Raw genomic sequence first — 19,480 nt, forward strand, 5'->3', positions numbered from 1 at the left:
GGTGACGTCTGGATGACCTCGTCACCGGTCGCCGCGGTCGCACCTAGAGTCGGGGCATGAGCGACGACGGTCAGCCCGCACCCGGACTCGGCTACCGCAGAGGCCCGGTCCTCCTTCGCGGCCAGCAGATCCCCAAGACCACCTCCGACCAGCGGCTGCTCAGCGGCGGCGACGGCGCGGACTGGCTGCACGGCGACCCGTGGCGCGTCATGCGCATCCAGAGCGAGTTCGTCGAGGGGTTCGGGGCGCTGGCGGAGGTCGGCCCCGCGGTCAGCGTGTTCGGCTCGGCGCGGGTGCCCGCGGACCACCCGGACTACGCGATCGGCGTCGAGGTCGGCCGCCGCCTGGTCGAGGCGGGGTACGCGGTCATCACCGGCGGCGGCCCGGGCATCATGGAGGCCGCCAACCGCGGCGCCAAGGGGGCCGGCGGCCTGTCGGTCGGGCTCGGCATCGAGCTGCCGTTCGAGCAGGGCATGAACCCGTTCGTGGACCTCGGCGTGAACTTCCGGTACTTCTTCGCCCGCAAGACGATGTTCATGAAGTACTCCGAGGGCTTCGTCGTGCTGCCCGGGGGTTTCGGGACGTTCGACGAGCTCTTCGAGGCCTTGACGCTGGTCCAGACCCACAAGGTGATCAGCTTCCCGATCGTCCTGGTCGGCAGCGCGTACTGGCAGGGCCTCCTGGACTGGGTGGCCAGCTCGGTGCAGGAGCGCGGCATGGTCGGCTCGGCGGACGTCGAGCTCATCAAGCTCGTCGACACCGCAGAGGAGGCCGTCGACGCCGTGCTGGCGCGGGGCGCCGAGCTGCGCGCGGAGGAGGAGCGGGCGGCCGCCGAGACGGCGCTCGCGCAGCACTCGCCGGAGAGCCCGTGAGCGGGGTCCCCCCGGCGGGTGCCCCGCTGCGTCTGCGCGGCCGCGAGATCGGACCGGACCGGCCGGTCGTGATGGCGGTGGTGAACCGCACGCCCGACTCGTTCTACGCCCCGGCCCGGTACGACGACGCCTCCGCGGACGCGGCCGTCGCGCGGGCGGCCGACGAGGGCGCGGACATCGTCGACCTCGGCGGGGTCCGTGCCGGGCGAGGCCCCAGGGTCGAGGCCGACGAGGAGATCGCCCGTGTGATCCCGCTGGTCGAGCGGGTCCGCCGACGCCATCCGGACCTGCTGGTCAGCGTCGACACGTGGCGGGCCGAGGTCGCCCGGGCCGCGGCCGATGCGGGCGCCGACCTGATCAACGACACCTGGGCGGGTCACGACCCGTCGCTCGTCGAGGTCGCCGCCGAGCGAGGGCTCGGCATCGTCTGCTCGCACACCGGCGGCGCGCGGCCGCGGACCGACCCGTTCCGCGTCGAGTACCCGGCCACCCCGGGCGGCGACCCGCTGGACGGCGTGCTCGACGATGTCGTGCGCACGGTGTCGGCGGCCGCCCGACGAGCGGTGGACCTGGGCATCGACCCAGCCAGCATCCTCGTGGACCCGACGCACGACTTCGGCAAGAACACCTGGCACAGCCTCCATCTGGTCCGGCGTACCGAGGCGCTCGTCGCGCTCGGCCACCCGGTGCTGATGGCCCTGTCCCGCAAGGACTTCGTCGGCGAGAGCCTGGACCTGCCCGCCGAGGACCGGCTCGAGGGCACGCTCGCCGCGACCGCGGTCGCCGCGTGGCTCGGGGCCCGGGTGTTCCGGGCGCACGACGTGCGCGCCACGCGCCGCACACTCGATATGGTCGCCACCATCCGCGGGGACCGAGCCCCGGCCAGGACGGTGAGAGGACTGGTGTGAGCGACGTCGCCGTGGTCGAGCCGACGGAGCCGTCAGCCGCAGCGCGTCTGTGGGCGTGGTCCCGGACGCGGCCGTGGTGGCTCCAGGTCCTCGCCGTCTACGCCGCGGCGCGGCTGGCTACGACCGTCGTCTTCCTGTGGGTCGCCTCCGGGCAGGGCGAGAACGCGTGGACCGGCCCTCATCCCGGCTACTTCCCGTACGTGGGGTTCCTGTTCGACGGCAGCTGGTACCGGCAGATCGCCGAGCAGGGCTACCCGAGCACGTTGCCGGTGGACGCCTCCGGCAACGTGCAGCAGAACGCGTGGGCGTTCTTCCCGCTCTTCCCGCTGATGGCCCGCGGGTTCATGGAGATCACGCGGCTGCCGTGGGAGGTGGTCGCACCCACGCTGGCGCTGACGCTCGGCGCCGTGGCGATGCTGCTGATCCACCGCGCGATCGCCGAGGGCGCCCCCCGGGCGGTCGAGGCTCGCCCCGGGCTCCCGCTGGCGACCGTCGCGCTGGTGAGCGCCTTCCCGACGGCCGCCGTGCTGCAGACCGCCTACACCGAGGCGCTCGCGCTGACCCTCGTCGCGGCCGCGCTGCTCCTGCTGATCCGCCGGCAGTACGCCTGGATGGCCGTCGCGGTGCTCGCCCTGGGCTTCACGCGAGCCGTGGCGCTGCCCATGGCGGCGGTCGTCGTCGTGCACGGACTCGTGCGCTGGCGGAGGTCCCGCGAGACGTTCACGTGGCGCACGGGGGCCGGGCTCACGGCGCTCGCGGCGTGGTGCTTCGCCTCGGGACTGATCTGGCCGGCCGTCTGCGGCTGGGTCACCGGGGTGTCGGACGGGTACCTGCAGACGCAGGAGGCGTGGCGAGGGGCGGCCAGCGTGACCCCGTTCTACGGCTGGACCTACGTGCCGACCTTCTGGTTCGACCGCTGGGCGATCCCCGTGATGGGCGCGGGCTTCTCGCTCGTCGTCGCGACCCTGGTGGTCCCGGCGGCGTGGCGGCTGGGGAACGAGCTGCACGCCTGGTCGGCGACGTACGTCGTCTACATCGCCGCGGTGGTGGAGCCCGGCAGCAGCCTCGCCCGGTTCCTGCTCCTGGCGTTCCCGCTCGGCGCGGTGACCGCGGGGGTCGTCACGCGGCCGACGGCGGCCCGGCGCTGGTGGTTCGGGGGCGTCGTGCTGCTCATGTTCGCGCTGCAGGTGCTGTGGGTCCGGCAGATGTGGCATGCCAACGCGGGTCCCGACTGGCCGCCGTGATCGTCGTCGAAAGCTGGACATGCGTCCGATCGGGGACCCCTGGAAGCATCGGTCAAGGTGAGGGCCGTCCTGTGAACTAGGATGGATCCCGGACAACCGGCAGCTGAGGCCAGACGTGAGGTGCGCGCGAGCGCGCCCGCAGCCTGGCCTCGCAGCAGCCCGGACGCACGAGCGAAGGAGACGCCCCGCATGGCCGCGATGAAGCCGAGGACCGGTGACGGCCCGCTCGAGGTCACGAAGGAAGGCCGCGGCATCGTCATGCGCGTGCCGCTCGAGGGCGGGGGACGGCTCGTGGTCGAGCTCAACGCGACCGAGGCCGCGGAGCTGGGTGAGGCCCTGACGTCCGTCGTCAGCTGACGATGGCACGGGCAGGCGCCTCGGCGGCGCGGATCGGCCGGACACCTCCGGCGGTCACGCTGGCCGGGGGGACGGTCGGCACGTCGACGCTGCTCACCGACGGGTCGACCGATGCGGTCGCGATCCCCGTCTCTCCCGCACGCGCCGGCGACGACGCGCTGGTTCCGGGTGAGGGGACCGCAGCCGCGGCCGCCCGCTACGGGATCGACCTCGCCGAGATCGGCGAGCGCGCCCGTCTCGCGGGCAACCCCGGGGACGTCTACGTCCTGCAGCTGCCGCGCCCGGTCGGCTCGTCCGTCGTGCTGCCGTGGGCGGATCTGCCGCCCAGGCTTGTGCTCGTCGGCGTGGGGGCAGGTCGTCCCGACGACCTGCGCCGCGCCGGTGCCGCGCTCGCCCGCGCCACCCGCGGGCTGGGCCGAGTGGTGACCACGGTCGGCGCCGAGGCGCAGCAGACCGCGTCGCAGGCGGCCTCCGCCGCGCGCGCGGTCGCGGAGGGCTACCTGCTCGCCGCGTACGCGCCGCTGCGGTTCACCGCCCAGGACGAGTCGAAGGAGCCCGGCGAGCTCGTGCTCCTGGGACGCGACGGCACCCGTGCGGCTGCCGCCGTCGGCGCCGCGCGGACGGCCGCGACGGCCACCTGGCTCGCGCGGGACCTGGCGACGACCCCGTCCAACATGAAGAACCCCGAGTGGATGGCCGAGCAGGCCCGCCGGCTCGGCACCGCGGCCGGGCTGGACGTGGTGATCCGCGGTCCGCGCGAGCTCGGGGAGTTCGGCGGCATCATGGCGGTCGGTTCCGGCTCCGCGTCACCGCCGCGGCTGGTCACCGTCGGCTACACGCCCGCGACGTTCACGCCGGGGTCCGGCAAGCACGTGGTGGTCGTCGGCAAGGGCATCACGTACGACACCGGCGGCCTGTCCATCAAGCCGAGCGACGCCATGGTGCCGATGAAGACGGACATGACGGGTGCCGCGGTCGCGCTGGCCACCGTGCTCGGTGCCGCCGCGGACGGGGTCGCGCACCGCGTCACGGCGGTCCTGCCGCTGGCCGAGAACCATGTGGGGGCGTCCTCGTACCGCCCCGGCGACGTGCTGACGATGTTCGGCGGCACCACGGTCGAGATCGCGAACACCGACGCCGAGGGACGACTCGTCCTCGCGGACGCCCTGGCGTGGGCGGACGCGACGCTCGACCCCGACGTGCTCATCGACGTCGCCACCCTCACGGGCGCCGCGACGATCGGCCTGGGCAAGCAGCACGCCGCCCTGTACTCGTCGGCCCCGGACCTCGTCGAGGAGCTCGTCGCGGCGGGCGAGGCGTCCGGGGAGCGGGCGTGGCACATGCCGCTCGTCGACGAGTACGAGGAGGCCGTCCGCTCGGACGTCGCCGACCTGCGCCACGTGCCGCTGGACAAGAAGATCGGCGGCGGGTCCATCACGGCCGCGCTCTTCCTGCGGCACTTCGTCGGGACGCGCACGTGGGCCCACCTCGACATCGCCGGACCGGCCCGCTCGACCTCGGACAAGCACGAGGTCAGCGACGGGGCGACGGGCTTCGGTGCGCGGCTGCTGCTGCGCTACCTCGACAACCTGCGCTGACCGGCTGATCAGGCATCAGGCGGCCGCGACGACCGCCTTCTTCTCCGTACCCGGCTGCTCAGCCGGGATCCGTCCGGTGAAGAACAGGCCGACGAGGGCGATCAGGGCAAGCACGGCGAGCGCGCTGCGCAGGCCGTCGAGCCGCGCCTGAGCGTTCTCCTCGACCGCCGCGGCGGCGGCCTGGTCGCTCACGCCCGCGTCCTCGAGCGCCTGCTCCAGGGCGACGTCGGACAGGAACGGGATGCCCGCCGCGAGCTCGACGCTCGCCGTGCTGGACACCTCCGCCGGGACGTCGTCGTTGCTGGCGATCCCCGTCAGGAACGACGAGGTGAGCATCGCGATGAGGATCGACCCCGCCAGGGCGGTCCCGAGGGAGGCACCCAGGTTGGTCGCGGTGTTCTGCAGGCCGCCCACCTCGTCGCTCTCGTCGGCCGGCACGGCCGAGACCGTGACGCTGCCGAGCTGGGACGCGAGGGCCCCGATGCCGAGGCCCGCGAGCAGCAGCGGCACCGTGACGATCTCCGGTCCCGCCGACGACTCCATCGCGGTGAACAGCGAGACGATGCCCAGGCACATCGACAGCAGGCCCAGCCGGACCACGCGGCGGGGCGAGGCGTTCGGGAAGAACCGCGGGATGCCGGCCGCCGCGAGCAGCAGGGTGATCGACAACGGCATGATCCGCAGGCCGGTGTCGATCGCCGACAGGCCGAGAGCCACCGACAGGTACAGCGGGATGGTGAAGAACAGCCCGGCCTGGACCAGGAACTGGAAGAAGAACATGAGCAGGCCGCCGGTGAACTGCCGGTTGCCGAACATCTCGAGGCGGACCAGGGGTTCGCGGCCGCGGCTCACCATGCGCCTCTCCCACGAGGCGAACAGCCAGATCACGAAGATCCCGGCCATCACCAGCACGATCGTGGGCGACAGCCCGAGGATGTCCGGTCCGCCCGGCTTCGGCATGACCCAGCCCCAGGAGCTCGAGCGGAGCACACCGAACACGGCCAGCCCGAGCCCGGTGGCCGACAGGATCGCGCCGATGATGTCGAGCCGCGGTCCGCGCTCCGTCTCCGGGTCAGAGATCTTGCGCGTCCGCAGCAGGATCGCGAGCACCACGACGACCTCGCCGGCGAACACCCAGCGCCAGGAGAAGTACGTCGTCGCGAAGCCGCCGATCAGCGGGCCGAGCGCGACGGCGACGGCACCGGCGGCCATGACCAGCCCGTAGGCCCGCGGGCGGCCGGCGACGGGCACGTTGCTGGCGACCAGGGCGACGATCGCGGGCAGGATCAGCGCCGCGCCGATGCCCTCGAGCAGCGACCAGCCGAGCAGCAGGACCGGCAGGTTGGGCGCCAGCGCCGTGGTCAGCGATCCCGCGCCGTAGATCAGGCAGCCGATCGCGAACGCGCGCTTGCGGCCGATCAGCGTGCCGACCTTGCCGCCGGGGATCATGAGCATCGCCATGACCAGCGTGTAGAGCGTGATCGCGGTCTGGATGCCCTCGATCGTCGTCCCGACGTCCTCGGCCACGGTCGCGATCGCGACGTTCATGACCGAGCTGTCCAGGGTCATGAGGAACTGACCGGCGCCGAGCGTGAGGATCACCGCTCCGGCGGTGGACGCCTTCGCGGTGGTCGTGGCGCTCATCGCTTGACCGCGACCAGCAGCCCGTCGCCCGACGGCAGGAGCGCGCTGACGAGCCGGTCGTCGGAGCGCACGACCCGGCCGACCTCGCGGATGACCGTCGTCGTCTCGTCGCGCCGCGCGGGGTCGGCCACCCGGTCGTGCCAGAGCGCGTTGTCGACGGCCAGCACGCCGCCTGGCCGCAGCATCCGGACGGCCTGCTCGACGTACTGCGGGTAGGACTCCTTGTCGGCGTCCACGAAGACGAGGTCGTAGGCGCCGTCGGTCAGGCGCGGGAGCACGTCGATCGCGCGACCGGGGATCGTGCGCGTCCGGGTGGGCTTGACGCCCTCCTCCGCGAACGCCTCCTTGGCGGCACGCTGGTGCTCGAGCTCGAGGTCGATGGTGGTGAGCACACCGTCCGCGGGCATGCCGCGCAGCAGGTACAGGGAGCCGACGCCGGCGCCCGTGCCGATCTCGACGACGGCGCGGGCGGAGACCGCAGCGGCCAGGACGGTCAGCGCGGCACCGGAGCCCGGCAGCACGGGCGTGCAGCCCAGCTGGCCGGCACGCTCACGGGCACGCAGCAGGACGTCGTCCTCCGGCACGAACTCCTCGCAGTAGACCCAGCTCTGGGCCTTGTCGGTGGAGATGGCTGCCTCCTCGTCGAGCTGTACAACGGTCCTGGCCAGCGTAGTGGCGCGACCGGAGCGGCTGTGGGAGGCATAGCGATCCGCTACCGGCGGAAACCTTTCGCCCCTCCGGAGCGTTCCCTCAGTTCGAGCTCCACAGGTTTGCCTGGGAGACTTGCCCCTGACATGACTGACCGCGAGGAGACTGAGCACCTGATGAGCACCGAGCCCGCCACCTGGCAGGCACCGTCGTGGGAGGACATCGTCCGCGACCACTCGGCGCGGGTCTACCGGCTCGCGTACCGGCTCACGGGCAACAAGTTCGACGCCGAGGACCTCACGCAGGAGACGTTCGTCCGCGTGTTCCGCTCGCTGCACTCCTACCAGCCCGGCACGTTCGAGGGCTGGCTGCACCGCATCACCACCAACCTCTTCCTCGACCAGGCCCGCCGCAAGCAGCGCATCCGCATGGACGCGATGGGCGAGGACTCCGAGCGGTACGCGTCCGGCGACCAGCTGGGCGCCCCTGAGCGCGCGTTCGAGCACGGCAACCTCGACCTCGACGTGCAGCGTGCCCTCGACGAGCTGGCGCCGGAGTACCGCGCCGCCGTCGTCCTGTGCGACATCGAGGGCCTGTCCTACGAGGAGATCGCGGTCACGCTCGGCATCAAGCTCGGCACGGTGCGGTCGCGGATCCACCGCGCGCGTGCCCGCCTGCGCGTCTCCCTGGAGCACCGCGCGCCCGAGGCCCTGAGCGTGTTCTCCGACGACGACACGGCGGCGGAGGCGGTCCGCGGATGACGGCGCACCTCGGCTCGCGCATCAGCGCCCTCGTCGACGGCCAGCTCAGCGTGGCCGCCACCGAGCGCGCGCTGGCGCACGTCGCGGTGTGCTCGCAGTGCGCTGCCGAGCTGGGCGCGGCCAGGTCCGCGCGCCGGGCCCTGACCTCCGTCGACGAACCGTGCCCGGCCCCCGACCTCACCGCACGGCTCCTGTCGCTCGCGGGCAGCGTCCCCACCGAGCAGCCCTCCAACGACCCGTTCGCGCCGCCCACGCCGGGCTCGCGCTCGGAGCTCGCGTCCTACGGCGTCACGTCGCCGGGCGGCTGGCTGGGACGCTCGAGCGTCCGCGGGGACCTGCGTCAGAAGCGGTCGAGCGTGCGGATCGCGGCCGGGTCGATGGCCGGCCTCGGCGCGGTCGCGGCCATGCTCTTCGTGCTCGGTGAGCAGCCGGCCGTCGTGCCGAGCAACCATCCGGGCGCCGACCTCGGTCTCCTCGGCGGCGCGGTCACCGAGCGCGCGCCCGCGGCGTTCGACACCGGGTCGGAGGTCGCGGCCACCGGCAGCGACTCCGTGGCCTGGCTGCAGGCGCACCAGTGGTCGTTCCCCGCGCAGCTGCCCGACGGCTGGGCCGTCAGCGCCGTGCGCTGGTCCGGCGACGACTCGACCGTCCTCGAGGTCGACGTGGTCGGTCCCGAGGGCTCTCTCGTGGTGACCGAGCAGCAGGGGCGCCTCGACACGGACGCCCTCGCCGGTGCGCCCACGAGCCGGGTCGGCGGCCGCGAGGTCTACGTGCTCTCGTACGAGCCCTGGCACGTCGTGTGGCAGGCCGACTCGACGGTGGTCCAGGTGGTCGCCTCGGAGTCGAACGGCTCGGCGGAGGAGCTTGTGGGAGCCTTTCCCGGCGGCGCCTACGACGACGGCGTGCCCGCGCAGATCACGCGCGGCTGGGACACCGTGACAGGAGCCCTCGAACGACCATGAGCACCCCCGACGACCCGTCGGTCCCGGGTTCCTCGCCCGAGGTCCCCGCGCGCACGGCCGCCCCGGACAGCAACCCGTTCGCGTCCCCGTCCGGCCAGCGCCCCCTGCCGACCACGCCGCAGCAGCCCGCCCCCGTCGCGAGCCCGTACCCGCCGCCGCCCGCACAGAGCCCGTACGCGCCCCCGGCCGCCCAGACCGGGACGCGCTACCCGACGCCTACCCAGTCCCCGTGGGGACCGGCACCGGCCGCGGACCCGTGGCGCACGGCGCCCGCAGCGCCATCCGCCGACCCGTGGGCCGGTCACCGCCCGCCCGCGCCGGACTCGGCCCCATGGGACGCGCAGACCTACCCCAACCCGGCGCCGACCCCCGGCGAGCCCCCGCACCCGGCCGTCCGGACGGTCACCAAGAAGCGCCGCACGCTGTCCGTCGCGTGGGTCGTCCCGATCGCCGTGCTGGCGCTGGTCGCCGGGCTCGCCGGCGGGGTGATCGGCGGCCGGATCTCCGCCACCGACCACCTCGAGGACGCGGGCCTGCCTCCGGTGGGGACCGGCACCGCCACGATCGAGCGGGCACCGGACTCGGTCGCGGGCATCGCCAGCGGCGTCCTGCCGAGCGTCGTGTCCATCCAGGTCGACGGCGCCCAGGGCAGTGCCACCGGCTCGGGCTTCGTGCTCCGCCAGGACGGCTACCTGGTGACCAACCACCACGTCATCGCGCAGGCCGACGACGCCGCCTCGACGACCATCACCGTGACCTTCGTCGACGGCAGCGAGAAGCCCGCGACGATCGTCGGCAGCACCTCGGACTACGACCTCGCGGTCCTCAAGGTCGACGTCGACGGCCTGACCCCGCTGCTGCTCGGCGACTCGGGAGAGGTCGTCGTGGGCGACCCCGTGGTCGCCATCGGTGCGCCGCTCGGCCTGGCCGGCACCGTCACCACCGGGATCGTCAGCGCGCTCAACCGCCCGGTCACCGCCGGTGACGAGAGCAGCACGGCGTTCATCAACGCGATCCAGACCGACGCCGCGATCAACCCCGGCAACTCGGGCGGTCCGCTGGTCAACGCGGCGGGCGAGGTCATCGGCATCAACTCGGCGATCGCGCAGCCGCCGGGCTCCACCGCGACCGTGGGCGGCAGCATCGGCCTCGGCTTCGCGATCCCGTCCAACCAGGTGCGTCGCACGGCCGACCAGCTCATCGAGACCGGCCACGCGACGTTCCCGATCATCGGCGTGCTCCTCGACCAGGGCTACGCCGGCGAGGGCGTGCAGGTCTCGGGTCAGGACCAGAACGGGCAGCCGCCCGTCAGCGCCGACGGCCCGGCCGACCGCGCGGGCATCCACCCGGGCGACATCATCCTGGCGATCGACGGCCGTCCGGTCACGCAGCCCGACGAGCTGATCGTCGCCATCCGCGCGCTGACGCCGGGGGACACCGTCCTGCTGCGCGTCCGCACCGGGTCCGCCGAGCGGGACGTCCGCGTCAAGCTCGACGAGTCCGAAGCGCCCTGAGTCCCCGGGGACCGGAAAGGTAGTCTGGCGTTGTGTTCGGGATCAACGGCGGTGAGCTCCTCATCCTCTTCGTCGTGGCCGCGCTCGTCATCGGGCCGGAGCGTCTGCCCGGGTACGCCGAGCAGCTGGGCCAGTGGGTCCGCCGTGGCCGGATCTTCCTGCGCGACGCCAAGCTCCGCGTCGACGAGGAGCTCGGCGAGGAGGGCAAGGACGTCGACTGGGCCGCGCTCGACCCTCGTCGGTACGACCCGCGCCGGATCGTGCGGGAGGCGCTCCTCGACGACCCCGCGCCGCCACCGGTGCGCTCGGTGACCCGGCCCGGTGCCGTCCCCGCCAGCAGCCCCGCCTCGAACGCCGTGCGCGGCGGTGCGGCCACTGCCGCGGCCGTCCCGGTCGTCGCCAACCAGGTCGCGCCGTTCGACGACGAGGCCACCTGAGCGACCCGCTCACCCCACCCCCGTCGACCTGTCAGAATGGGCGGATGCACTTGGCGCCGCAGTCGTCGCGCATCTTCTCGGGGATGCAGCCCACGTCCGACTCCCTCCAGCTGGGGAACTACCTCGGGGCACTGACCCAGTGGGTGGCGCTGCAGGAGGAGCACGACGCGCTCTACTGCGTGGTGGACCTGCACGCGCTCACGGTCAGTCCTGACCCCGCGGTCCTGCGCGACCGCACCCGTCGCACCGCCGCGCAGTACCTCGCGGCCGGCGTCGACCCCGCGCGCTCGATCCTGTTCGTCCAGTCGCACGTGCCCGAGCACGCCGAGCTGGCCTGGTTGCTGTCGTGCCACACGGCGTTCGGCGAGGCCAACCGGATGACGCAGTTCAAGGACAAGTCCGGCAAGCACGGGACCGAGGGCACGACGGTCGGCCTGTTCACCTACCCGGTGCTCATGGCCGCGGACATCCTGCTCTACGACACGACGCTCGTGCCCGTGGGCGAGGACCAGCGCCAGCACCTCGAGCTCACGCGTGACCTGGCCAACCGCCTCAACAGCAGGTTCGGCCCGGACACCGTCGTCGTGCCCGAGCCGCACATCGTGAAGGCCACCGCCAAGATCTACGACCTGCAGGACCCGACGGCGAAGATGAGCAAGTCCGCCGAGAGCCCGAACGGCCTGATCGAACTCCTCGACGACCCCAAGGTCGTGACCAAGCGCATCAAGGGGGCGGTGACGGACGCCGGCAACGAGATCCGCTTCGACCCGGAGAACAAGCCCGGCATCTCCAACCTGCTGACGATCTTCTCGGCCCTCACCGACCGGTCGATCCCGTCGCTCGAGGCGGACTACGCGGGCAAGGGCTACGGGCACCTGAAGGTGGACCTGGCCGAGGTGGTCGTCGACTTCCTGGGTCCGTTCCAGGCGCGCGTGAACGGGTACCTGTCGGACCCCTCGTCGCTGGACGACGTGCTGGCCGACGGCGCCGACCGCGCCAGCGACCTGGCCTCCGTGACGCTCGAGCGGCTCTACGAGCGCAGCGGGCTCCTGCGGCGGCGCTCGCGGGTCCGCGCGTGAAGCTGCCGGAGCGATCCGGCGACCAGCTCCGGATCGGTGTGGCCATCACGGTGCCCGAGCCCTACGGCACCGTGCTGCAGTCGGCGCGCGCGCGGTTCGGCGACCCGTGGGCGGAGTTCATCCCGCCGCACATCACGCTGCTGGGCCCGACCGTCGTGGAGCACGACGAGATCGAGGCGGTCGACGAGCACCTGGCCCGGGTCGCCGCGTCGCAGGTGCCGTTCGTCGTGCACCTGCGCGGCACCGCGACCTTCCGTCCGGTCTCCCCGGTCGTGTTCGTCCAGCTGGCCGAGGGTGCGCCGGGGTGCGCCGCACTCGAGCGCAGCGTGCGCTCGCACGTGCTCGACCAGGAGGTGCGGTTCGACTACCACCCGCACGTCACCGTCGCGCACGAGGTCGCGGACGAGCAGCTCGACGCCGCGTCCGCCGACCTGGCGGGGTTCGACGCCACGTTCGTCGTCGACAGCTTCCACAGCTACGCGCACGGCGACGACGGCGTCTGGCGACCGGTCCGCGACTTCTCGCTGACGGGAGCCGCCGCAGATGCCGGGGTCGGCTGCCCGACCTAGGGTGCAGGGCATGACCACCGACGACGCGCGCCCGCCCGCGGGGGCAGGGACCGCGCAGGCGCACGCGCTGGCGGTCGAGAGCCCGCCGGAGCAGCCGGGGTTGGCGGCACGCGGCAAGGCGTTCTGGGACTGGGTCAAGCACACGCGTCCGATGCGGGCCAACGCCCGGTTCGGCGCGCGCAGCGGCGGCGTCCTGACGGGCGGGATCGCCTACGCGACCCTGTTCTCCGTCTTCGCCGCGCTGACCATCGGCTACACGATCTTCATGGCCGTCCTGGGCGACAACGAGAAGCTGCGTGCGCAGATGCTCGACGCCATCGACTCGGCTCTGCCCGGCCTGATCGACACGGGCGACGGCGGGCTGGTCAAGCCCGAGGACCTCGTGCTGAACACACAGCTGACGCTCGCCAGCGTGATCGCGGTCGTCGTCCTTCTGCTCAGCGCGATGGCGGCCGTCTCCGCGCTGCGGCGGGCCGTGCGCGCGATGTTCGCGGACGACGACCTGCTCGGCAACGGGATGCTCGGCAAGGCGCGTGAGCTCGGCGGGTTCGCCGGGATGGCGATCGCGTTCCTGCTCTCCGCGATCCTCACCATCGCCGTCACCAGCGCGACGCAGTGGCTGCTCGCGGCGCTCGGCTGGAGCGGCTACACGACGACGGTGCTCACCGTGCTCGGGATCCTGGTCGCATTCGTCGTCGACGCCTCGGTGTTCGTCCTGATCGTCACCGTGCTGGCCGCCCAGCACCCGCCGCGCCGGGACCTGCTGTGGGGGGCGGCGTTCGCCGGCATCGGGCTCGGGGTCGTCCGGCAGCTGGGCACGGCGGTCGTCGGGGGCAGCGTGAACAAGAACCCGCTGTTCGCCTCGGTGATCGTGCTGGTCACGCTGCTCGTCTGGATCAACCTCCTCGCGCGGATCATCCTGCTGGTCGCCGCGTGGACAGCGGACCCGCCGTACGTGGACAAGAAGAAGCTGGCGGCGGAGGCAGCCGCCGCGCGCCTGTAGCCACCCCTGCCTCAGCCGAGGGCGGCGTGCAGCTCGGGCAGCCGAGCCGTCAGGGTCGCGAGCCGGGCCAGGGTCGCGGCGGGCTCGCCGATCGACCCGAGCCGCAGCATCCCCGGGTCGCCCGCACGCTGGCCTGCGGCGATGCGGTCGGTCGCGGAGGTGATCCGCACGGGCACGTGGTCCAGCAGGGTGTGCGGGTCGAGGTCGCCGTACCCGTCCGCGATCGTCGCCAGCCCGTCGACCATCTCCACCGCGTCCGCTGCCGGGTGCAGCAGTGCCGAGTTCCACGCGTACATCGCGACGTCGTCCAGCGGGACGCCCGGGCCGGCCACGTCCCAGTCGAAGACGCCGGCCAGCTCGTCACCGTCGAACGCCAGGTTGTAGATCGCCGTGTCGTGGTGGCAGACGATCTCGCCGGGCTCGAGGGCTCGCTCGACGAAGCGCCACCGGCGGCTCTCGCGCGGGAAGCCCGCCACGGCGGCGTGGAACGTCCGCAGCCAGCGCATCGCCGACCGGGTCTGGGCCGCCGACGCCGGCTCGGTGTGGATGTCGAGCACGTGCCCGGGCAGGAACGTGAGGATCTCCCGGCCGCGCTCGTCGGTGCCCAGGACGCGGGGGATCTTCTCGACGCCCGCCGCAGCCAGGAAGTCGAGCAGCTCGTGCACCGCGGGCGTCCAGGGTCCGGTCGGCCGCCGCACGGTGTCGCCGACGCGGACGGCGCCACCGACGTTCCCGCCGGGCAGCTCGACCTCGTCGTCAGGCGTCACGACGGCGTTCCGGGACCGGCTCTCCGCGACGCTCGAGCTCGGCGACGACCGAGGCGGGGATCGCGCGACATCCGCACGCCGTCGCGTGCTCGACGTGCCAGGCGACGCGCGCGTCCAGCGGAGCCCCCCGCCCGAGCACGTGCTCGTCGTGCCAGTCCGTGTTCACGACGACAGTCGAGCACGGACTCGATCGATCGTCGATCCCGATGCGCTCAGAAGGCGCGCGTGATCATCGCGCGCTTCGCTGTGCCGCTCGCGGCCACGGCGGTGGTCGGCTCAGAAGGCGCGCGTGATCATCGCGCGCTTCACTGTGCCGCTCGCGGCCACCGCGGTGGTCGGCTCAGAAGGCGCGCGTGATCATCGCGCGCTTCACTTCTTGGATCGCCTTGGTGACCTCGATGCCTCGCGGGCACGCCTCGGTGCAGTTGAAGGTCGTGCGGCACCGCCACACGCCCTCCTTGTCGTTGAGGATCTCGAGGCGCTGGGTGCCACCCTCGTCGCGGCTGTCGAAGATGAACCGGTGCGCGTTGACGATCGCGGCGGGGCCGAAGTACTGCCCGTCGGTCCAGAACACCGGGCACGACGAGGTGCAGGCGGCGCACAGGATGCACTTGGTGGTGTCGTCGAAGCGCGCGCGCTGCTCGGCGGACTGGAGTCGCTCCTTGGTCGGCTCGTTCCCCGTGGTGATCAGGAACGGCATGATCTCGCGGTAGGACGCGAAGAACGGCTCCATGTCGACGACGAGGTCCTTGATCACCGGCAGGCCCTTGATGGGCTCGATGGTGATCGGCTTCTTGATGTCGAGGTCCTTGAGCAGCGTCTTGCAGGCCAGGCGGTTGCGGCCGTTGATGCGCATGGCGTCGGAGCCGCACACGCCGTGGGCGCAGGAGCGACGGAACGTCAGCGAGCCGTCCTCCTCCCACTTCACCTTGTGCAGGGCGTCCAGGACGCGGTCGGTGCCGTGCGCGCGCACGGTGAACTCGTCCCAGTACGGCTCGCCCGTGCCGTCGTCGCCGGGCAGGTAGCGCCGGACCTTGAGGGTCACGTCGAACGACGGGATCACCGGTGCCGCGGAGGGGGCGTCGAGGGTTGCGGTCATCAGTACTTGCGCTCCATCGGCTGGTAGCGGGTCACCGTGACGGGCTTGGAGCCCAGCACGAGCTGGTAGTCCTCGAACACGGTGGTGTGGTGGAAGGCGCCCTTGTGGTCGCCGTCGCCGTCCGTGCCCCACAGGCGGTGGCCCTTGACCGGCAGCGGGCGCCGGTACGCCATCGTGTGCTTCATATAGTTCTTGTCGTCGCGGTCCGGGAAGTCCTCGCGGAAGTGCCCGCCGCGCGACTCGTCGCGGTTCAGGGCGCCGACGACGACCGTCTCGGCGATGTCCAGCAGGAACCCGAGCTCGACGGCCTCGAGCAGGTCGGTGTTGAACATCTTGGACTTGTCCTGGACGCTCACGTGCCGGAACCGCTTCTGCAGGCTCTTCACGTCCTCGAGCGCCTGCTCCAGCGACTCCTTGGTCCGGAACACCTGGGCGTTGAGGTCCATCGACTCCTGCAGCGCCTTGCGCAGGTCCGCGACGCGCTCGCCGTCGGCCCGCGTCCGGATCTCCTCCAGGCCGGCGACCACGGAGTCCGCGGCCCCCTCGGGCAGCTCGACCCAGGACGCCTGGACCGCGTAGGCCGCCGCCGAGATCCCGGCGCGCTTGCCGAACACGTTGATGTCCAGCAGCGAGTTGGTGCCCAGCCGGTTGGAGCCGTGCACGCTGACGCACGCGACCTCGCCCGCGGCGTAGAGCCCACGGATGACGTCGGTCTGGTTGCGCAGCACCTCGGCCTCGATGTTGGTGGGGATGCCACCCATGGCGTAGTGCGCGGTCGGGTACACGGGCACGGGCTCGGTGTAGGGCTCGATGCCGAGGTAGGTGCGCGCGAACTCGGTGATGTCCGGGAGCTTGGCGTCGATGTGCGCGGGCTCGAGGTGCGTCAGGTCGAGCAGCACATAGTCCTTGTTGGGGCCGGCGCCGCGGCCCTCGCGCACCTCGTTGGCCATGGACCGGGCGACGATGTCGCGCGGGGCCAGGTCCTTGATGGTGGGGGCGTAGCGCTCCATGAAGCGCTCGCCCTCGGAGTTGCGCAGGATGCCGCCCTCGCCGCGGGCCGCCTCGGAGAGCAGGATGCCCAGGCCCGCCAGGCCGGTCGGGTGGAACTGGAAGAACTCCATGTCCTCCAGCGGGATGCCGCGGCGGTACGCCAGCGCCATGCCGTCACCGGTCAGGGTGTGGGCGTTCGACGTCGTCTTGTAGATCTTGCCGGCGCCACCCGTGGCCAGGACCACGGACTTGGCCTGGAAGACGTGGATCTCACCGGTCGCCAGCTCGTAGGCCACGACGCCCGAGACGTTGACCTCGTCGCCGTCCGGCACGTGACCGGCCGCGAGGTCGCGGTCCACCAGCAGGTCCAGCACGTAGAACTCGTTGAAGAACTCGACCTCGTTCTTCACGCACTGCTGGTAGAGCGTCTGCAGGATCATGTGACCCGTGCGGTCCGCGGCGTAGCAGGACCGGCGCACGGCCGCCTCGCCGTGGTTGCGCGTGTGCCCGCCGAAGCGCCGCTGGTCGATCTTGCCCTCGGGCGTGCGGTTGAACGGCAGGCCCATCTTCTCCAGGTCGAGCACCGCGTCGATGGCCTCCTTGGCCATGACCTCGGCGGCGTCCTGGTCGACCAGGTAGTCACCGCCCTTGACGGTGTCGAACGTGTGCCACTCCCAGTTGTCCTCCTCGACGTTGGCCAGGGCGGCGCACATGCCCCCCTGCGCCGCACCCGTGTGGGAGCGCGTCGGGTAGAGCTTGGAGATGACGGCCGTGCGTACGCGCGTCGAGGACTCGAGCGCGGCACGCATCCCTGCGCCGCCCGCGCCGACGATCACGACGTCGTACTGGTGGGTCTGCATCGGGGTCGATGCCTTCCTTGTCTCTGTGGTCTCGTCAGGCGGTGCAGAACGAGGGGAGCAGGTCCGCCGGCGAGCCCGTCGGGCACGGGTCGAACGTGAAGATCACGAGCGTGCCCAGCACGACGACGATCATGAAGGCGAGGTAGAGCAGGACCTTGAGCGTCAGGCGCAGGCCGTCGCGCTCCGCGTAGTCGTTGACGATCGTCCGCACGCCGTTGGTGCCGTGGATCATCGCGAGCCAGAGCATGAGCAGGTCCCAGACCTGCCAGAACGGCGATGCCCACTTGCCGGCGACGAAGCCGAAGTCGATCGCCTTGACGCCCTCGCCCGCGACGAGGTTGACGAACAGGTGCCCGAAGATCAGGACCAGCAGGATCACGCCGGACGCGCGCATGAAGACCCAGCCGTACAGCTCGGTGTTGCCGCGGGTGGTCAGGCGGGCCGGACGGGCCCTGGGGGCGCGGGGCGCCTTCGGGTCGGCGATGGTGCTCATCACTCGCCCCCGAACACGTGCATCAGGTGGCGGGGCAGGAAGCCGGCCATGGTGACGACGAACAGCCCGATCACGATCCAGAGCATCAGGCGCTGGTACTTCGGGCCCTTGGCCCAGAAGTCCACCAGGATGATGCGGATGCCGTTGAACGCGTGGAACACGATCGCCGCGACGAGGCCGGCCTCACCGAGGCCCATGATCGGGTTCTTGTACGTGCCGATCACGTCGTTGTAGGCCTCGGGGGAGACGCGGACGAGAGCCGTGTCGAGGACGTGCACGAGGAGGAAGAAGAAGATCGCGACGCCGGTGACGCGGTGCGCGACCCACGACCACATGCCTTCTCGCCCTCGGTAGAGCGTCCCGGCGGGCGCTTTGCGCTTCACCGGCGCATCGGGCGCTGCGGACACTGGGGGATCCTCCTGGCGAGTCAGAGGTGCGGACGACGGCGTCCCTAGACGACCTCACTGTAGTGAACGACTTCCACCCCGACCTCACAGGGAGGGCCCCCTGTGAGGTACTCCACATGCTGGACACCAGGGAGCTCATGGCTACCCTGACCCCCATGTCTTCCAGCGGATCGACCATCTCGGGCTTCCACGCCGTCATCCCCGCCGGCGGCGCGGGCACCCGGCTCTGGCCGCTCTCGCGCGCGGGTCACCCCAAGTTCCTGCTCGACCTCACGGGAACCGGGCGCACGCTGCTGCAGGGCACGGTCGACCGGCTACGACCGCTCGCGGGCGACGCGGGGATCCTCGTGGTCACCGGGGCGCGGCACGCGCAGGCCGTCGCCGGGCAGCTGCCGGAGCTCGGCCAGGGCCAGGTGCTCGCCGAGCCGTCGCCTCGGGACTCGATGGCCGCGATCGGTCTCGCCGCCGCGGTGCTGCTGGAGCGCCACGGCGAGGACGTCGTGCTCGGGTCCTTCGCGGCCGACCACGTGATCTCCGGGACCGACCTGTTCGAAGAGACGGTCCGCGAGGGCGTCGTCGCCGCGCAGGCAGGGTACGTCGTCACGATCGGCATCCGCGCCACGGAGCCGTCCACCGCGTTCGGGTACGTCCGCTCCGGGCAGAGCCTGGGTCTCGACGAGGCCCCGCGCGCCCAGCACGTCGCCGGGTTTGCCGAGAAGCCCGACGCCGAGACCGCGACCGCGTACCTGGCCACCGGCGAGTACCGCTGGAACGCGGGCATGTTCATCGTCAGGGCGCGCGTGCTGCTCGACCACCTCGCCGCCCAGCTGCCCGCGCTCGCCGCGGGTCTGGTCGAGATCGCCGCCGCGTGGGACGGCCCGGACAGGGCCGCCGTGCTGGACCGCGTCTGGCCCGGCCTCACCAAGATCGCCATCGACCACGCGATCGCCGAGCCCGTCGCCGCGGCCGGAGGCGTCGCCGTGGTGCCCGGCGACTTCGGCTGGGACGACGTGGGCGACTTCGCCTCGCTCGCGGTGCTGCTCGAGGGTGGGACCCTCGGCGACCCGTCGGCCGTGCAGCGCATCGACGCCGAGGGCTCCCTGGTCGTCGCGGGCGACGGCCGGACCGTCACGGTCATCGGGCTGCCCGACGCCGTCGTCGTCGACACCCCCGGCGCGGTGCTCGTCACCACCCGGGCCAACGCGCAGGCCGTCAAGCAGGGCGTGGACGGCTGGCGCGCGCTGGGGCGCGACGACCTGCTCTGATCC

General features: G+C 72.3%; 21 protein-coding genes. 13 read left to right on the top strand and 8 right to left on the bottom strand.

Going from position 1 to position 19,480, the window contains the following annotated elements:
• The first annotated feature begins 56 nt into the window (after positions 1-56).
• The 5 genes from AC1DUE_RS11695 (at position 57) to AC1DUE_RS11715 (ending at position 4,979) form a co-directional block, all read left to right on the top strand.
• Positions 57-872 (top strand): LOG family protein, encoded by an 816-nt coding sequence (locus tag AC1DUE_RS11695; protein WP_477039594.1) that lies wholly within the window; start codon positions 57-59, stop codon positions 870-872.
• Entirely contained in the window at positions 869-1,780 is a 912-nt protein-coding gene (gene folP, locus AC1DUE_RS11700; RefSeq protein WP_477039595.1) for a dihydropteroate synthase, read from the top strand. Before AC1DUE_RS11695 ends, folP begins: the two co-directional genes overlap by 4 nt.
• Positions 1,777-3,024, top strand: coding sequence for a hypothetical protein (locus tag AC1DUE_RS11705; RefSeq protein WP_477039596.1), 1,248 nt, complete (start codon positions 1,777-1,779; stop codon positions 3,022-3,024). The genes folP and AC1DUE_RS11705 overlap by 4 nt, the downstream gene beginning before the upstream one ends.
• Before the next feature lie 189 nt (positions 3,025-3,213).
• Positions 3,214-3,381: a DUF3117 domain-containing protein gene (locus AC1DUE_RS11710; protein ID WP_013772033.1), complete on the top strand. Its 168-nt coding sequence runs from the start codon at positions 3,214-3,216 to the stop codon at positions 3,379-3,381.
• A gap of 2 nt (positions 3,382-3,383) precedes the next feature.
• Complete coding sequence (locus AC1DUE_RS11715; RefSeq protein WP_477039597.1) at positions 3,384-4,979, top strand: leucyl aminopeptidase family protein; 1,596 nt, start codon at positions 3,384-3,386, stop codon at positions 4,977-4,979.
• Positions 4,980-4,994: 15 nt separating this feature from the next.
• On the opposite strand, the gene AC1DUE_RS11720 is transcribed toward AC1DUE_RS11715, so the two are convergent.
• Positions 4,995-6,623 carry an MFS transporter gene (locus tag AC1DUE_RS11720; protein WP_477039598.1) on the bottom strand — a complete coding sequence of 543 codons (1,629 nt, stop codon included), beginning with the start codon at positions 6,621-6,623 and terminating at the stop codon, positions 4,995-4,997.
• Positions 6,620-7,252: an O-methyltransferase gene (locus AC1DUE_RS11725; RefSeq protein WP_477039653.1), complete on the bottom strand. Its 633-nt coding sequence runs from the start codon at positions 7,250-7,252 to the stop codon at positions 6,620-6,622. The genes AC1DUE_RS11720 and AC1DUE_RS11725 overlap by 4 nt, the downstream gene beginning before the upstream one ends.
• Positions 7,253-7,417: 165 nt before the next feature.
• Here AC1DUE_RS11725 and sigE point away from each other — a divergent pair, with 165 nt between their 5' ends.
• The 7 genes from sigE to AC1DUE_RS11760 are packed head-to-tail and all read left to right on the top strand — an operon-like array spanning position 7,418 to position 13,596.
• Positions 7,418-8,032, top strand: coding sequence for an RNA polymerase sigma factor SigE (gene sigE / locus AC1DUE_RS11730; RefSeq protein WP_477039599.1), 615 nt, complete (start codon positions 7,418-7,420; stop codon positions 8,030-8,032).
• Positions 8,029-8,994, top strand: coding sequence for an anti-sigma factor family protein (locus AC1DUE_RS11735; protein WP_477039600.1), 966 nt, complete (start codon positions 8,029-8,031; stop codon positions 8,992-8,994). The genes sigE and AC1DUE_RS11735 overlap by 4 nt, the downstream gene beginning before the upstream one ends.
• Positions 8,991-10,508: a S1C family serine protease gene (locus AC1DUE_RS11740; protein WP_477039601.1), complete on the top strand. Its 1,518-nt coding sequence runs from the start codon at positions 8,991-8,993 to the stop codon at positions 10,506-10,508. Before AC1DUE_RS11735 ends, AC1DUE_RS11740 begins: the two co-directional genes overlap by 4 nt.
• Before the next feature lie 32 nt (positions 10,509-10,540).
• Positions 10,541-10,945, top strand: coding sequence for a twin-arginine translocase TatA/TatE family subunit (locus tag AC1DUE_RS11745; RefSeq protein WP_477039602.1), 405 nt, complete (start codon positions 10,541-10,543; stop codon positions 10,943-10,945).
• A 44-nt stretch (positions 10,946-10,989) separates the two neighbouring features.
• Complete coding sequence (trpS, locus tag AC1DUE_RS11750) at positions 10,990-12,024, top strand: tryptophan--tRNA ligase (protein ID WP_477039603.1); 1,035 nt, start codon at positions 10,990-10,992, stop codon at positions 12,022-12,024.
• Positions 12,021-12,593 carry a 2'-5' RNA ligase family protein gene (locus tag AC1DUE_RS11755; protein WP_477039604.1) on the top strand — a complete coding sequence of 191 codons (573 nt, stop codon included), beginning with the start codon at positions 12,021-12,023 and terminating at the stop codon, positions 12,591-12,593. Before trpS ends, AC1DUE_RS11755 begins: the two co-directional genes overlap by 4 nt.
• A 10-nt stretch (positions 12,594-12,603) precedes the next feature.
• A complete protein-coding gene (locus AC1DUE_RS11760; protein ID WP_477039605.1) occupies positions 12,604-13,596 on the top strand; it encodes a YihY/virulence factor BrkB family protein in 993 nt (330 codons plus the stop codon).
• Positions 13,597-13,607: 11 nt separating this feature from the next.
• Here the strand turns inward: AC1DUE_RS11760 and AC1DUE_RS11765 are convergent, their stop codons facing one another.
• From AC1DUE_RS11765 to sdhC, 6 genes are all read right to left on the bottom strand, one after another.
• A complete protein-coding gene (locus tag AC1DUE_RS11765) occupies positions 13,608-14,363 on the bottom strand; it encodes a phosphotransferase (RefSeq protein ID WP_477039606.1) in 756 nt (251 codons plus the stop codon).
• Positions 14,353-14,529 carry a hypothetical protein gene (locus tag AC1DUE_RS11770; protein ID WP_477039607.1) on the bottom strand — a complete coding sequence of 59 codons (177 nt, stop codon included), beginning with the start codon at positions 14,527-14,529 and terminating at the stop codon, positions 14,353-14,355. Before AC1DUE_RS11770 ends, AC1DUE_RS11765 begins: the two co-directional genes overlap by 11 nt.
• Before the next feature lie 174 nt (positions 14,530-14,703).
• Positions 14,704-15,462: a succinate dehydrogenase iron-sulfur subunit gene (locus tag AC1DUE_RS11775; protein ID WP_477039608.1), complete on the bottom strand. Its 759-nt coding sequence runs from the start codon at positions 15,460-15,462 to the stop codon at positions 14,704-14,706.
• Positions 15,462-17,312 carry a succinate dehydrogenase flavoprotein subunit gene (gene sdhA / locus AC1DUE_RS11780; protein WP_477039609.1) on the bottom strand — a complete coding sequence of 617 codons (1,851 nt, stop codon included), beginning with the start codon at positions 17,310-17,312 and terminating at the stop codon, positions 15,462-15,464. The genes AC1DUE_RS11775 and sdhA overlap by 1 nt, the downstream gene beginning before the upstream one ends.
• 34 nt (positions 17,313-17,346) lie before the next feature.
• Entirely contained in the window at positions 17,347-17,805 is a 459-nt protein-coding gene (sdhD, locus tag AC1DUE_RS11785; protein WP_477039610.1) for a succinate dehydrogenase, hydrophobic membrane anchor protein, read from the bottom strand.
• Positions 17,805-18,212 carry a succinate dehydrogenase, cytochrome b556 subunit gene (gene sdhC / locus AC1DUE_RS11790; protein ID WP_477039611.1) on the bottom strand — a complete coding sequence of 136 codons (408 nt, stop codon included), beginning with the start codon at positions 18,210-18,212 and terminating at the stop codon, positions 17,805-17,807. The genes sdhD and sdhC overlap by 1 nt, the downstream gene beginning before the upstream one ends.
• A 155-nt stretch (positions 18,213-18,367) precedes the next feature.
• Between sdhC and AC1DUE_RS11795 the strand changes: the two genes are divergently transcribed.
• Entirely contained in the window at positions 18,368-19,477 is a 1,110-nt protein-coding gene (locus AC1DUE_RS11795) for a mannose-1-phosphate guanylyltransferase (protein WP_477039612.1), read from the top strand.
• Positions 19,478-19,480: the final 3 nt, after the last annotated feature.

This window comes from Cellulomonas sp. P4_A2 (assembly GCF_056402515.1).

Coding starts and splice junctions, on each gene's coding strand:
- sdhA (WP_477039609.1), bottom strand. CDS start 17,312: ATGCAGACCCACCAGTACGACGTCGTGATCGTCGGCGCGGGCGGCGCA.
- sdhD (WP_477039610.1), bottom strand. CDS start 17,805: ATGAGCACCATCGCCGACCCGAAGGCGCCCCGCGCCCCCAGGGCCCGT.
- sigE (WP_477039599.1), top strand. CDS start 7,418: ATGACTGACCGCGAGGAGACTGAGCACCTGATGAGCACCGAGCCCGCC.
- AC1DUE_RS11695 (WP_477039594.1), top strand. CDS start 57: ATGAGCGACGACGGTCAGCCCGCACCCGGACTCGGCTACCGCAGAGGC.
- AC1DUE_RS11740 (WP_477039601.1), top strand. CDS start 8,991: ATGAGCACCCCCGACGACCCGTCGGTCCCGGGTTCCTCGCCCGAGGTC.
- AC1DUE_RS11715 (WP_477039597.1), top strand. CDS start 3,384: ATGGCACGGGCAGGCGCCTCGGCGGCGCGGATCGGCCGGACACCTCCG.
- AC1DUE_RS11795 (WP_477039612.1), top strand. CDS start 18,368: ATGTCTTCCAGCGGATCGACCATCTCGGGCTTCCACGCCGTCATCCCC.
- AC1DUE_RS11710 (WP_013772033.1), top strand. CDS start 3,214: ATGGCCGCGATGAAGCCGAGGACCGGTGACGGCCCGCTCGAGGTCACG.
- AC1DUE_RS11720 (WP_477039598.1), bottom strand. CDS start 6,623: ATGAGCGCCACGACCACCGCGAAGGCGTCCACCGCCGGAGCGGTGATC.
- AC1DUE_RS11735 (WP_477039600.1), top strand. CDS start 8,029: ATGACGGCGCACCTCGGCTCGCGCATCAGCGCCCTCGTCGACGGCCAG.
- trpS (WP_477039603.1), top strand. CDS start 10,990: ATGCACTTGGCGCCGCAGTCGTCGCGCATCTTCTCGGGGATGCAGCCC.
- AC1DUE_RS11760 (WP_477039605.1), top strand. CDS start 12,604: ATGACCACCGACGACGCGCGCCCGCCCGCGGGGGCAGGGACCGCGCAG.
- AC1DUE_RS11775 (WP_477039608.1), bottom strand. CDS start 15,462: ATGACCGCAACCCTCGACGCCCCCTCCGCGGCACCGGTGATCCCGTCG.